A 15,684-nucleotide genomic window follows, 5' to 3' on the forward strand; every position below is an offset into this window, starting at 1 on the left:
TCAGCCTCGCGCTCTGGGACGCAGGGCGGGCCGCCCGGGTCCGGCGGCTGCGGCGTCCCCGATTCGGCGGGAGAACTCCGCCACCGTGGGGGCCTCGAACAGGGTCCGGATGTCGACTTCGACGTCCAGCGCCGCACGCACCTTGGCGATCAGCACGATCGCCAGCAGGGAGTGTCCCCCGAGCTTGAAGAAGTCGTCGTCGACGCCCACGCTCTCCCGCTTCAGCGCCTCGGCGAACAGCCTGGACACGAGCGCTTCCCGCTCGTCCTTCGGTCCTCGCTGGGCATCCATGCCGATCTGTCCGGCCAGGGGTCCGGGGAGGGCTGCGCGGTCGAGTTTGCCGGCCGCGGTCAACGGCAGAGCATCCAGCACCACCACAGCCGAGGGCACCATGTGCTCTGGAAGACGATTGGCAGCCAACTCCCTGACCTCGGCTCCGAGCCCGTCCCCCGCATCCCCCGCGGGAACCACATAAGCCACCAACGCCCCCTCACGGGCCACGACAGCCACCTGCGAGACCAACGGATGCGCAGCAAGAACGGCCCGGACCTCGCCAGGCTCGACACGGAAACCCCGCACCTTCACCTGATCATCAGCCCGACCAACAAACACCAACTCACCACCAGCCGACCACCGCACCAGATCCCCGGTCCGGTACATCCGCTCACCCACCACAAACGGACACGCCACAAACCGCTCAGCCGTCAACCCGAAACGACCCACATACCCACGCGCCACCTGAACACCCGACACATACAACTCACCCACCACACCCACCGGCACCGGACCCAACCCACCATCCAGCACAAAACACCGCACATTACCCAACGGCAACCCCACCGGCACCGAACCCGACACCACCGAACCCGACAAACGACCAGCAACCACACCAACCGTCAACTCAGTCGGACCATAATGATTGAACACCCCCACCCCATCACCCCCGACGGCCAGCAACTCCGCCACCAGGCCCGGATCAGCGGCCTCACCACCCAGCACCAACGACCGCGCAGGCAACAACCCCTTCAGCCCACGCACCCCACCCAACGCCGCCAGATGCGACGGCACCACCTTCAGATAATCAAGCCCCTCACCCCGCACATACGACGCCACCGCATCCGCATCCGTCACCACCCCCTCCGGCAACACATGCAACTCACCACCACACACCAACGCACCAAACACCATCGTGTTACCCAAATCCGTCACCTGCGACTGCAACACCCCGAACCGGCCACCCCGCTCCGCAAAACCCAACCGCGACGAAACCGACACCACATAACTCGCCAGCCCCCCATGCGTCACCACCACACCCTTCGGACGCCCCGTCGAACCCGACGTATACACCACATACGCCGCATCCCCCGGCACCAACGCCACCCCAGGCACCACCACCCCCGACCCACCAGCCAACGCCACCGCCAACGACGCCTCATCCAACGTCACCACAACACCGGCATCACCCCACACAAACGCAACACGCTCCGCCGGCTGCCCCGGATCCACCGGCACATAAGCAGCCCCCGCCTTCCACACCCCCAACACCGCAACCACCATGTCCACCCCACGCGGCAAACACACCCCCACCACATCACCACGACCCACACCCCGACCAATCAGCCAACCCGCCAACCGATCAGCCCGCTCCCCCACCTCCCCATACGAAACCCGCTCCACACCCGACACCACAGCAACCGCACCCGGAACCCGAGCCACCTGCCCCTCGAACAACCCCAACACCGAAACACCCGAAGGCACCTCAACCACCGGACCAGCACCCAACCCCAACACCCGACCCCGCTCACCCACACCCAGCACATCGACCTCACTCAGCCGAACGGCCGGGGCGGTCACGAGTGACTGGAGCGTCCGTGCCCAGCAGGCGGTCAGCCGCGCGACCGTCTCCGCCTCGAAGAGGTCGGCCGGGGCGACGGTCGAGCCCCGCAGTCCCGCGGGGGCTCCGTCGGCGTCGAAGACCTCACCGATCTGGAGGTGCAGGTCGAACTTGGCCGCCCGTTCCGTCGCGGGCATGCCGCTGGTACGCAGGCCGGCCAGGCCCAGGTTCGCCTCGGCGTTGTTGTGCATGGTGAGCATGACCTGGAACAGGGGATGCCGGGCGAGGCTGCGGCTGGGGGCCAGCTCCTCCACCAGCCTCTCGAACGGCACGTCCTGGTGTGAGATGGCGGACAGGGTCGTCTCGCGTACGCGCGCCAGGATCTGGCCGAAGGTCGGATCGCCCGTCAGGTCCGTGCGTACGACCACGGTGTTGATGAAGAACCCGGCGAGGTCGTCCAGTGCCGCGTCCACGCGTCCCGCGTGCGGGGAGCCGATGGGGATGTCGGTTCCGGCACCGAGCCGGGACAGAGTCACGGCCAGGGCGGCCTGAAGCACCATGAAGGGAGTGACGCCCTCGGCGCGTGCGAGCTCGATCAGCTGGGCGTGCACCTGGGAGGGGACTTCGACGTGCGCCTCGTGGCCCCGGTGCGAACCCACTGCGGGGCGCGCGTGGTCGAAGGGCAGTGCGAGCTCTCCCGGGGCGCCGGCCAGCGTCCGCCGCCAGTAGGCGATCTGACGGGCCAGCAGGCTTTCCGGATCGTCCTCGTCGCCCAGCAGCTCCCGCTGCCACAGCGCGTAGTCCGCGTACTGCACCGGCAGCGGTGCGAAGACCGGGGTTCGCCCCTCGCTCCGAGCCTCGTACGCGAAAGCGAGGTCGCCGGCGAGCGGGCCGTCCGACCAGCCGTCGCTCGCGATGTGGTGGAAGACCACGACGAGCGCGTGCTCGTCCGGGCCGGCCGCGAACAGGGTGGCCCGTACGGGGATCTCGGCGGCCAGGTCGAAGGTGTGCGCCAGAGTCTCGCCGACCGCGGCCTTCAGTTCCTCCGCCGTAGTCTCGGTCACGGTGAGCCGCCAGTCCAGCTCCTCCGGGTCGAGAACGTGCTGGTAGGGCTCGTCGCCGGCCAGGGGGAACACCGTGCGCAGCACCTCGTGACGGGCGATGACGTCGAGGAACGCGGCCCCCAGGGCCTTCCGGTCGAGCGGCCCGGTGAGACGGAGACCGACCGAGATGTTGTAGACGGTGCTGGGCCCCTGGAGCTGTTCCATGAACCAGAGGCGGCGCTGCGCGTAGGAGAGCGGGGGCCGTTCGGGGCGCTCCTGGGGTGTGAGCACGGCGCGGGAGCCGTCACCGCCCGCCAGCCGCGCCGCCAGTCCCGCGGCTGTCGGCTCCTCGAAGAGCAGACGGACGTCGAGGTCGGTGCCGAGCACTCTGCGTACTCTGCTGGCCAGCCGGACGGCGAGCAGTGAGTGGCCGCCGAGAGCGAAGAAGTCGTCGTCGACACCGACGTGTGCCACTCCGAGGACCTCGGCGAACGCCGCGCACAGCAATTCCTCGCGCACGTCGGCGGGTGCCCGGCCGGCCTCGTCGGCGCGCGCCGCGGCCCCGGGTGCGGGCAGGGCGGCACGGTCGAGCTTCCCGTTCACGGTGATGGGCAGTTCGTCCAGCAGCACCACGGCCGAGGGCACCATGTGGTCGGTGAGGAATCCGGCGGCCCATTGCAGGAGCTCGGCGGGAAGTCCGGCCGTGCGGGGGCGGTCGGTGCCGGGCGCGGGGACGACGTACGCCACGAGTCGCCGCTCGCCCGGGGAGTCCTCGCGCACCAGCGCCTCGGCCTGCGCGACCTGCGGGTGGGCGGTGAGCACGGCGCGGATCTCACCGGGCTCGACCCGTGCGCCGCGGATCTTCACCTGGTCGTCGGCGCGGCCCGCGAAGACCAGCTGTCCCGCGGACGTCCAGCGGGCCCGGTCGCCCGTGCGGTAGAGACGCTGCCCGGGCGCACCGTACGGGTGGGCCACGAACCGTTCGGCCGTCAGGCCGGGGCGTCCGAGATAGCCACGTGCGAGGCCGTCGCCGGAGACGTAGAGCTCGCCGGGCACGCCGGCGGGCACGGGGCACAGGGTCTCGTCGAGCACGTACACCCGGGTGTTCACGACGGGGCGGCCGATCGCGACCTGCGTGGCATCGGGGTCGCAGCGCCACATCGTGGCGTCGACGGTGGTCTCGGTCGGCCCGTACGAGTTGAACATGGTACGGCCGGGTGCCCAGCGCGCCATCAGTTCGACGCCGGTGGCCTCGCCCGCGACGGTCAGCACGAGGTCAGTGCCGAGCACGCCGTCCTCCAGCGTCGCGAGGACGGCGGGCGGCAGCGTGACATGGGTGATGTTCCGTGCCCGCAGGAAGCGGGGCAGGGCAGCGCCGAGGCGCTGTTCCCTGGGGATCACCACCAGTGCCGCGCCGGAGACCAGGGCCATCAGCCACTCCCAGCCGAAGGTGTCGAACCCGGCGGAGGCGAACTGGGCGACCCGCGCCCCGGGCCCCACACCGAGGGCGTCGCGCTGCCCGGCGACGAGGGCGGCGACGCCGTTGTGCGGGACGAGCACGCCCTTGGGGCGTCCCGTGGAGCCGGACGTGTAGATCACGTAGGCGGGCTGGGCCGGGTGGGTGGTGCGGCCCTCGGGCGGCGCTTCGGCGTCGGCCGCCGCGAGGGCGGTGGCCGTGCCGGCGTCCTCCAGGTCGATCAGGGGGACGTCGGAGGGCAGGGATCCGCCCCAGGACGCCGCGGTGACGACGCAGTCGGCGCTCGCGTCGCTGAGCATGTAGGCGAGTCGCTCGGCCGGGTGGTCGGCGTCGAGCGGCATGTAGGCACCGCCCGCCTTGAGGACGGCCAGCAGAGTCACCATGAGCTCGGTGCCGCGCTCCAGCGCCACGCCGACGACGGACTCGGGGCCGACGCCGCGGGCGGCCAGCAGGTGGGCCAGGCGGTTGGCGCGCGCGTCCAGTTCGGCGTACGTCAGCGTCGTGCCGCCCGACTCGACCGCGGGCGCGTCGGGGCTGCGGCGCACCTGCACGGCGAACAGGCCGGGGACGGTCATGGGCGGCACGTCGGCGTCGGTGTCGTTCCATTCGTCCAGAACACGCAGGCGCTCGGCCCGGTCGAGGACGTCGAGCGCACCCAGCCGCGTGTCCGGGCCGCTCGACAGCAGGTCCAGCACGTATGTGAGGCGCTCGGAGAACCGGGTGAGGGTCTCGGCGTCGAAGAGGTCGGTGGCACCGGTCACCGAGCCGCGCACCCCGGCAGGTGCTCCGTCGGCGTCGAACTCCTCGCCGACGATGACCTCCAGGTCGAACTTCGCGAGCGAGGCACCCGACGACAGGCCCTCGATGCGCAGCTCCGGCAGGTCGAGCACGGCCTCGGCCTGGTTCTGGAGGGTCAGCATCACCTGGAACAGGGCGTGCCTGGCCATGGAGCGGCTCGGGGACAGCTCCTCGACGAGCCGCTCGAACGGCACGTCCTGGTGCTCCAGCGCGGACAGGCTCGTCTCGCGGACCCGGCCGAGCATCTCGCGGAACGTCGGGTCCCCGTGGAGATCGGTGCGGATCACGAGGGTGTTGACGAAGTAGCCGACGAGGCGGTCCAGCGCCTCGTCCGTACGGCCCGCGTTGGGCGAGCCGATGGGAATGTCGGTGCCCGCGCCCAGCTTCGACAGCAGCATGGCCAGCGCGGCCTGGAGCACCATGAACACGGTCACGCCCTCGGTGCGGGCCAGTTCGGCCAGCCGGGCGTGGGCGGCCGCGGGGATCTCGACAGGGACCCGGTGTCCGCGGTGCGAGGCGACGGCGGGCCTTATGTGGTCGGCGGGCAGTGCGAGTTCCTCGGGTGCTCCGTCCAGCGCCGCGCGCCAGTAGGCCACTTGCCGGGTCAGCACGCTGTCGGGGTCGGACTCCTCGCCCAGCAGCCTGCGCTGCCACAGCGCGTAGTCGGCGTACTGCACCGGCAGCGGCGCGAAGGCGGGTTCCTGCCCCGCGTGGCGCGCCGCGTAGGCGGTGGACAGGTCCCGGGCCAGCGGTTCGGTCGACCAGCCGTCACTGGCGATGTGGTGCAGCACCACCAGCAGGACGTGTTCCCGGGGGCCCGTCCCGTAGAGGTGGGCGCGGATCGGGATCTCCGCGGCCAGGTCGAAGACGTGCGCGGCGTCCTCGGTGACGGTGCGCTCCAGGTCCTCGGGGGCAACCCGGGAGAGCCGCAGTCCCCAGTCGAGGGTGCCTGCGTCGAGGACACGCTGGTAGGGCTCGCCGTCGGCCGTGGCCAGGACGGTGCGCAGCACCTCGTGCCTGCGGACGACGTCGCGCAGCGCCGCGTCCAGGGCCTGCGCGTCGAGGTCGCCGGTGAGCCGCAGCGCGATCGGGACGTTGTAGGTGGGGCTGGGGCCCTCCAGCTGGCCGAGGAACCACAGGCGGCGCTGGGCGAAGGAGAGCGGCAGCCGCTCGGGGCGGTCCGCCGCGGTCAGGGCCGGGCGGGCCGCGCCGGAGCCGGCGATGCGGGCCGCGAGTCCCGCCACGGTCGGCGCCTCGAACAGCGCGCGCAGCGGCACCTCCACGCCGAGCACCACCCGCACCCGGCTCAGCAGTCGGATCGCGGACAGCGAGTGCCCGCCCAGCCGGAAGAAGTCGTCGTCCACGCCGACGCCGTCCCGGCCCAGCACCTGCGCGAAGACGGCGCAGAGCAGTTCCTCGCGCAGTCCGGACGGGCGGCGTCCGCTCCCGCCGCCGGACCGGGGCGCAGGGGTGAGTCCGGCCGCGCGGTCGTCCGTGGCGCCGCTCGTGATCATCAGGCGGCCGTCGGCGGTCCAGCGTGCGCGGGCGCCGGTGCGGTGCAGCCGGGAGCCGTCGGCGGCGAAGGGGTTCGCGACGAGGGCCGCCGCGGTCGGGCCGGGGCCGTCCCGGCGGTCGCGGGCCGGCCCCGACCCGGCGACGTACAGCTCGCCGTGCACTCCGGCGGGGACCGGTGCGAGCCCGGCGTCGAGCACATAGGCGCGGGTGTCCCCGTCGGCCGTACCGGCGCCCTCGATCCGCGGGTCCGTGGCACTCCACTCGGCCAGCACACGCTGCCGCTCGCCCTCGATGTGGACGTCGAGGGCGCTGAGCCGGGTGTCCGGGTCCGTGGCGAGAAGCTCCAGGACGCGGACGAGCCGCTGGGCGAGCAGTTCGGCCGAACCCTGGGCGAAGAGGTCGGCGGCGGCGATGAGGGAGCAGTGCAGCCCCGCGGGGGCACCATGGGCGTCAAAGGTCTCCTGGACACCGAGGTCCAGGTCGAACTTGGCGGTGGTGAGCATCGTCGGCGTGGACTCGGCGCGCACGCCGGGCAGGTCGAGCCCGGACTCGGCCTGGTTCTCCAGGGTGAGGACGACCTGGAAGAGCGGGTGCCGGGCCATGGAGCGTACGGGTGCAAGCTCCTCGACGAGCTTCTCGAACGGCACGTCCTGGTGGGTCAGCGCGGACAGGCTCGTCTCCCGGCCGCGGGCGAGCATCTCCCGGAACGTGGGATCCCCCGAGAGGTCGGTACGCAGCACCAGGGTGTTGACGAAGAATCCGACGAGGTCGTCCAGGGCCTCGTCGGTGCGGCCCGCGGCGTCCGTGCCGATGGGAATGTCGTGGCCCGCACCGAGCTTCGACAGCAGCATGGCCAGCGCGGCCTGGAGCACCATGAACGTCGTCGCGTTCTCGGCGCGCGCGGCCTCGGCGAGGCGCGCGTGCACCTCGGCCGGCACCTCGGCGAGGACCCGGTGGCCGTCGTAGCTCGCGACGTCGGGGCGTGGGTGGTCGGCGGGCAGCGGGAGTTCCTCGGGCACACCGTCCAGAGCCTCGCGCCAGTAGGCCACTTGCCTGCTCAGCACACTGTCCGGGTCGGACTCCTCGCCCAGCAGCCGCCGCTGCCACAGCGCGTAGTCGGCGTACTGCACCGGCAGCGGCCGCCAGTCGGGCACGCGTCCCGCACAGCGCGCCGCGTACGCGACGGAGACGTCCCGGGCCAGCGGCTCGGTCGACCACCCGTCGCTGGCGATGTGGTGCACGACCACGACGAGCACCTGCTCGCCCGGTCCGGTGACGAACAGCGAGGCACGGACCGGGAGTTCCGAGGACAGGTCGAAGGCGTGGGCCGCCGCCGAGGCGACGGCGCCGTCCAGCCTGCCGGGTGCGACGTCCTCGATGTGCAGGGCCCAGTCCAGCGCGCCGGGATCGAGTACCTGCTGGTACGGCTCGCCTTCGAGGACCGCGAAGCGGGTGCGCAGCACCTCGTGACGCGCGATGACATCGCACAGCGCGGCGTTCAGTGCCTCGCGGTCCACGGCGCCGGTGAGGCGGAGGGCGACGGGGATGTTGTACGTGGCGCTGGGGCCTTCGAGCTGGCCGATGAACCACAGGCGGCGCTGGGCGAAGGAGAGCGGCAACCGCTCGGGGCGGCCGGCCGCGGTCAGCGGCAGCGACGCCGCCGGGGAAACCGGGAGGTGTGCGGCGAGTCCGGCCACGGTCGGCGCCTCGAACAGCGCGCGCAGCGGCACCTCCACGCCGAGCACCACCCGCACCCGGCTCAGCAGCTTGATCGCGGACAGCGAGTGCCCGCCCAGCTGGAAGAAGTCCTCCTCGACGCCTACGGTCTCCCGGCCGAGCACCTGGGCGAACATGCCGCACAGCAGCTCTTCCCAGACGGTCGCGGGCGCCCTGCCACGGTTCGGGGGCTCGGGGTCCGCTCCGAGGGCGGCCGGCACGCTCCGGTCCCGCAGCTCGTCCGTACGGCCGAGGAACACGAGCTGCCCGCCGGGCGTCCATCGCGCACTGTCCCCGGTGGGGCGCATCAGCGCTCCCGGTACGAACGGACAGGGCATCGGCTCGGTCCCGGCACCGGCGTCCCCGTCCGGGCCCGCCCCCACGACGTAGACCTCGCCCGCGACGCCCACCGGCACGGGTGCGCGGTGCGCGTCCAGTACGTACACCGCGTCCGGTGCCGCCTCCGGCAGCCGTGACGCCGCCTCGCGGCTCCAGGTCCCGAGGACCAGCTGTCGCTCCGTCCGGTCGAGCACGTCCACCGCGCTCAGCCGGGTCCCCGGGGCATCCGCGGCCTGCTCCAGCACCCGGACCACCCGGGCCGCGAGCCGCTCGACGGTCTCCGCGTCGAAGAGGTCGGCGGCGCCGGTCAGCGAGCCGCGCAGCCCCGCGGGAGCACCGTGCGCGTCGTACGTTTCCTCGACGGCCATCTCCAGGTCGAACTTGGCCACGACGTACCCGGAGGGGATGCCCTCGGCACGCAGCCCCGGCAGGTCGAACTCGGGTCCGGCGTCGTTCCGCAGCGTCAGCACGACCTGGAAGAGGGGGTGCCTGGCCAGCGAACGCGCCGGGACCAGCTCCTCGACCAGCTTCTCGAACGGCACGTCCTGGTGCTCGAAGGCGGACAGGGTGTTCTCCCGCACCCGCGTCAGCACCTCGTGGAACGTCGGGTCGCCGGACAGGTCGGTGCGCAGCACCAGCGTGTTGACGAAGAACCCGACCAGGTCCTCGAGTCCCTCGTCGGTCCGGCCCGCGACGTCCGTACCGATGGGGATGTCCGTGCCCGCGCCGATCTTCGACAGCGCGACGGCGAGTGCCGCCTGCACCACCATAAACGGTGTGGCGCCCTGCGCACGTGCGATGCCGGCCAGCCGGGCGTGTGCCGTGCCCGACACCTCCAGCGGTACTTGGTGCGCGCGCCCCGAGGGGGATCCGGGGCGCGCGCGGTCGGTGGGCAGCGTCAGCTCCTGCGGGGAGCCGGCCAGGGCCTCGCGCCAGTAGGCGACCTGGCGGGCGAGCACACTGCCGGGGTCGCCGGCGTCGCCGAGCAGCTCGCGCTGCCACAGCGCGTAGTCGGCGTACTGCACGGGCAGCGGCTCGAACCCGGGCGCCCGCCCTGCGCTGCGCGCCAGATAGGCGGCGGTGAGGTCGCGGATGAGCGGCCCCATGGACCAGGCGTCGCTGGCGATGTGGTGCATCACGACGACCAGGACGTGGTCGTCGGGTCCCAGCACGAAGAGCGAGGCACGCAGGGGCACTTCGGATGCGAGGTCGAACACGTGCCGGGACGCGTCGGCGACCGCCTTGTCCAGGTCCGCCGGATCGACGTCACCGACGTGCAGCTCCCAGTCGATCAGGTCGGGTCCCTGGGCCCCGTCGATCCGCAGGATGCGCTGGTACGGCTCGCCGTCCCGCACCGGGAACACGGTGCGCAGCACCTCGTTGCGGGCGAGGACGTCGCGCAGCGCCGCGTTCAGCGCAGCCCGGTCCAGCCTGCCCGAGAGCCGCAGGGCCACGGGGATGTTGTACGTCGCGCCGGGGCCCTCCAGCTGGTCTATGACCCAGAGCCGACGCTGCGCGAATGACACCGGAATCATCAGGAATCCCCCTGGTTGCGCATCGGCCGCAACGCCGGCCTAGCTGAAGTTTTGTTGTGGCATTCGAGGGCCAGCGCCTCGACGGTCCGGGCCTCGAAGAGCGTGCGCAGCGTCACTTCCACGCCGAGTGAGGTGCGCACCCGGCTGAGCAGCCGGGTGGCGAGCAGCGAGTGGCCGCCGAGTGCGAAGAAGTCGTCGTCGGCGCTGACCCGTTCGACCCCGAGCACCTCGGCGAAGAGCTCGCACAGGCGCTCCTCCCGCTCGTCGGCCGGCGGCCTTCCCGTGCCGGCGAGCGCGGCGAGGTCGGGGGCCGGGAGGGCCTTGCGGTCGAGCTTGCCGTTGACGGTCACCGGCAGCGCGTCGAGCACGACGACCGCGGAGGGGACCATGGCGTCGGGCAGCCTGGCCGATGTGAACTCCCGGATGCGGGTGGTCACGTCGTCCCCCGTCCCCACGACATAGGCGACGAGACGGATGTCGCCCGGTGTGTCCTCGCGGGCGAGGACGGCGGCCTGCACGACGTCCGGGTGCGCGGCCACCACGGCCTGCACCTCGCCGGGCTCGACGCGGATTCCGCGCACCTTGACCTGGTCGTCCGCCCGCCCCAGGTACTCGACCTCGCCCCGCGTGTTCCACCGGGCCCGGTCACCGGTCCGGTACATCCGCGACCCCGCGTCGAAGGGGCAGGCCACGAAGCGCTCGCCGGTCAGACCCGCCCGGCCCACGTATCCGCGCGCGACCTGGACCCCGGACACGTACAGCTCGCCCGGGACGCCGGGTGGCACGGGCGAGAGCCACTCGTCGAGCACGAACAGACGCGTGTTGGCCACCGGAGCGCCGATCGGCACCCGGTCGCCCTGACCCGGGCGGCAGTTGAAGGAGGTGACATCGACCGCGGTCTCCGTGGGTCCGTACAGATTGTGGAGTTCGGTACCCGCGCCGCCCAGCACGGCGAAGAACCATTCGCGCAGTGCGGGTGTGAGCGCCTCACCCGAGCAGATCACGCGCCGCAGTCCCGTGCAGCGCGCCGCCGCCGGTTCGGCCAGGAAGGCCTCCAGCATCGACGGCACGAAGTGCGCCGTCGTGATCCGGTGAGCGACGACGAACGACGCGAGATACGCCGGGTCCCGGTGTCCGCCGGGGCGTGCCAGCACCAGGGCCGCTCCCTCCAGGAGTGGCCAGAACAGCTCCCACACCGATACGTCGAACCCGGTCGGCGTCTTCTGCAGCACCCGGTCCTCGCCGGCCGTCAGGCCGAACTGCTTCTGCATCCAGCCCAGTCGGTTGACGATCGCGTCGTGCGGGACGACGACGCCCTTGGGGCGTCCCGTGGAGCCGGACGTGAAGATCACATACGCCGGGTGTGCGGGCCGCAGGGCGGGCCGCTCGTCCGCTCCGAGCGGCGTGCCCGGCAGGTCCCGTGCGTCGTCGGCCACGACGGTCGCGATGCCCCTGGGCAGTCGGTGGCGCAGTTCCGTGCTCGTCACGACCACGGAGGGGACGGCGTCCTCCAGCAGCACGGCCACGCGCTCGGCCGGCAGATCGGTGTCGACCGGCAGATAGGCGCCGCCCGCCTTCAGGATCCCCAGCAGTGCGGTCAACAGGTCGGCTCCGCGTTCCAGACAGACGCCGACGACGGACTCGGTACCGACACCGTGCGCGGTCAGCAGCCGCGCCATGCGGTTCGAGCGTGCGTCGAGTTCCGCGTACGAGACCTCGCCGCCGTCCTCGGTCACCAGGGCCACCGCGTCGGGTGTCCGTGCCGCCTGTGCCCCGAACAGGGCAGGCAGGGTGCCTTCGGGAAGCTCCGTCGCGCTGTCGTTCCACTCCGACACCACGCGCCGCAGCTCGTCCTCCCCGAGCACCTCGACCGAGCTCAGCGGTGCCTCGGGGCCGCCGTCGACGGCTGTTTCCAGTGCGCCGACCAGCCCTTCCGTCGCGGTCCTCACCAGCGCGGCGATCTCGCGCGGGTCGAGGGATGCCACGGCGTCCACGGTCACGGCGAGTCCCGCGCCGGGGCCGTGGTCGTCGACGGCCACGGTCAGGGGGTAGTTGGTCCGCTCACGCGAGGACAGCAGCCGGATGCCGTCGGCACCGTCCACCGCGGTTCCGTCTGCGGTCCCGCCCCCGGTGCGGTAGTTGAAGAGTGCGGTGAACAGCGGTGTGCCGGCTGCGACGGCGCCGGCGCGCTGCGCCGTCGAGAGCGGTGCGTGCTCGTGCTCCAGGAGTTCGGCGAGCTGGCCGCGCAGGGCGACGACGGCTTCGCGTACGCCCAGATCCGCCGTACGCACCCGCACCGGCAGCGTGTTGATGAACGGCCCCGGGACGCGCTCCGCTCCCGTTCCGGCGTTCATCCGGCCGAAGAGGACCGTCCCGAAGACGACGTCCTTCCGTCCGGCGATCACCGCGAGCGTCCGCGCCCAGGCGACGTGCATCACCGTGGCGACGGTGGTGTCGAGCCGGCGCGCGACCGTGCGCAGGCGCTCCTCCAGCGCGGGCACCAGGGGTGCGGTCGCACGCACGACGCCGCTGCCGTCACCGTGTGCCTCGGCGAGTCCGTACGGAGCCGTCGGCTCGTCGACGTCGCCGAGCAGTCGGGCGAAGTAGGCCTCGTGTACGCCCTGTTCGACGCCGCTGCGCGCCTGCGCGACGAAGTCGCGGAACGGCAGTGGCTCCGGCAGCGTCTCTTCGTCTCCCGTCAGGAACGCCCGGATCTCCCGCAGGACGACGTCGAGTGCGGTGTGGTCCTGCACCAGGTGATGCACCCGGACCACACCCAGCCAGCGCCCCTCACCCCCGCCTCCCGGAGCGGGCGACACATGGAGATCGACGAGCGGCGCCCGCCCCAGGTCCATCGAGAGACCACACGATGCCACCGGATCCAACGGATCCAGATACATCTCGGTCACCGGCAGCACCGCACGCCGCCACACCACCTGAACCGGCTCCGCCAACCCCTCCCACACGAACGACGTACGGAAGATGTCATGCCTGTCAACCACCCGCTGCAAAGCACCCACGAACGCATCCAGCCGCCCACGCGAAGCAAACTCCAACACCGTCGGCAGCACATACGCGTCCTCACCACCCTCCGACAGAAGATGATGGAACAACAACCCCTCCTGCAGCGGAGCCAACGGATAGACATCCCCAACGTTCGCCCCACCCCCCTCAACACTCGCCACGACCCGCGCCAACTCCACATCCGACAACTCCACCAACGGCAGCATCCCGGGCGAGAGCACCGCCGCACCGGCCGGAATACGGTTCGCCGGCACCACGATCTGCCGGGGTGCTGTCGCCGTGGCCAGCCCCGCGGGGGTCGGTGTCTCGAACAGGGCCCGTACCGACACCGGCATGCCGCGCTCGCGCAGCGTTTCGGCCAGCCGGACGGCGAGCAGGGAGTGGCCGCCGAGCGCGAAGAAGTCGTCGTCCATGCCGATGGTCGCCAGGCCGAGCACCTGGGCGAACGCGGCGCACACGGCCTCCTCCCGATCGTTCGCCGGCATCCGCTGGCCGGCGCCGGCCAGCGCCGCGAAGTCGGGCGCGGGCAGGGCCTTGCGGTCCAGTTTGCCGTTGACGGTCAGGGGCAGTTCCTCCAGCGCGACGACGGCTGCGGGGACCATGTGGCCGGGCAGCCGAGTGGCCGCGAAACCCCTCACCAGCGGCACGAGTTCCGCATCCGCCGCGGCTTCGGCGGCTCCCGGCAGTGCGCTCGCGCCCCGGGCAGGCTGCTGGGGCACGACGTAGGCCACGAGCTGGACGTCGCCGGTGGCACCCTCCCGCGCGACGACCGCGACCTGGTCCACGCCGGGGCACTCGGCCAGCACGGCCTGGATCTCGCCCGGCTCGATCCGGAAGCCCCGGATCTGCACCTGGTCGTCGGCCCGGCCGGCGAAGACGAGCTCCCCGTCCCCGGTCCAGCGTGCCCGGTCCCCCGTGCGGTACATGCGGCCACCGGGCACGTGCGGACAGGCGACGAACCGCTCGGCCGTCAGCCCTGCGCGTCCCAGGTACCCGCGCGCCAGCCGCTCCCCCGCGACGTACATCTCACCGGCGACCCCGACGGGCACGGGTGACAGCCGCTCGTCCAGGACGTAGACGCTCAGTCCCGGCAGCCCGCGGCCTATGACGCTGCCCGCCGTGTCCCGGGCGGCCAGCTCGCGGAAGGTGACGTGGACCGTGGTCTCCGTGATGCCGTACATGTTCACCAGCCGGGGACCGTTCGTCCCGCTGTTCCCGTGCCGCTCCCACCAGCCCGTGAGCCGCGCCGGGTCCAGGGCCTCGCCCCCGAACACCACGGTGCGCAGCGCGGCGACCGCATCGGGGCGACGCTCCTCCGCCACCATGAGCTGGTAGAACGCGGACGGCGTCTGACTCAGCACCGTCACGCGCTCACGCTCCAGCAGCTCCAGGAACTCCTCCGGGGAGCGGGACACCTCGTACGGCACCACGACGACGCGACCGCCGTGCAGCAGCGCTCCCCAGATCTCCCAGACGGAGAAGTCGAAGGCGAACGAATGGAACCAGCTCCACACGTCGTCCGGCCCGAAGCCGAAGAGGCCGCGCGACTGCGCAAACAGGTCGGTGACGGCGCGATGGGTGACCACGACTCCCTTCGGGGTGCCGGTCGAACCCGATGTGTAGATCACGTATGCCGGATGGTCGGGCAGCCTCGGCTGCCGCTCGCCGGCCGTCAGCGGCCGGCCGTCCAGCTCCCGTGCGTCGTCGGGTGTGACCAGTTCCGGCCCCTGGCCGGCCGGCTCCAGCCGCTCGCCGAGCGCGGCGGTCGTGACCACCACCGCCGGCGAGGCGTCCTTGAGGAGAAACGCGATGCGGTCCGCCGGGTAGGCGGGGTCGACCGGGAGGTAGGCGGCGCCTGCCTTGAGCACGCCGAGCAGCGTGGCGACCAGGTCGGTGCCGCGTTCCAGACAGACACCGACGACCGCCTCCGGGCCCACGCCGTGTGCCCGGAGCAGCCGTGCCATCCGGTTGGCCCGCGCGTCCAGGTCGGCATAGGTGACCCGGTCGCCGTGCTCCGGGACGAGCGCCACCGCGTCGGAGTCGCCCGCGGCACGCGCCTCGAACAGTTCGTGCAGGGTGGCGGAGCGAGCCGGTACCGCCTGCGGTACCTGCCAGGTCTCCAGCACCCGGGAGCGCTCGTCGTCGCCCAGGACGTCGACGGCGCTCAGCCTGGTCTCCGGGTTCCGGGTCAGCAGGTCGAGCACCCGCACGAGGCGGCGCGTCAACAGCTCGGCGGTCTCCGTCTCGAAGAGATCGGCGGCCGCGACCACCCTGCCGTGCATTCCGGCGGGCGAGCGATCGGCGCCGAAGGTCTCCTCCACGCCGATGTCGAGGTCGAACTTGGCCTCCGACAGCCCCGTGGGCACGGGCTCGGCCCGCAACCCGGTCAGCTGCGGCACGGAC

Annotated in this window: 2 protein-coding genes (1 of these 2 cut by a window edge); both read right to left on the reverse strand. The window is 72.2% G+C overall.

Annotated features, from left to right (window positions below):
• The gene (locus OG408_RS05890) at nucleotides 1–10,257 is read right to left on the reverse strand and encodes a non-ribosomal peptide synthetase (RefSeq protein WP_326668664.1); all 10,257 of its coding nucleotides are present in this window, start codon (nucleotides 10,255–10,257) and stop codon (nucleotides 1–3) included.
• A protein-coding gene (locus OG408_RS05895) for a non-ribosomal peptide synthetase (RefSeq protein ID WP_326668666.1) crosses the window boundary here: on the reverse strand, nucleotides 10,257–15,684 show its end. Its footprint extends 12,659 nt past the window's final position; the window shows 5,428 of its 18,087 coding nt (coding positions 12,660–18,087); its start codon lies beyond the right edge, outside the window; it ends in the stop codon at nucleotides 10,257–10,259. The genes OG408_RS05890 and OG408_RS05895 overlap by 1 nt, the downstream gene beginning before the upstream one ends.

It is taken from the genome of Streptomyces sp. NBC_01257 (assembly GCF_035917255.1).
Lineage (GTDB): Bacteria > Actinomycetota > Actinomycetes > Streptomycetales > Streptomycetaceae > Streptomyces.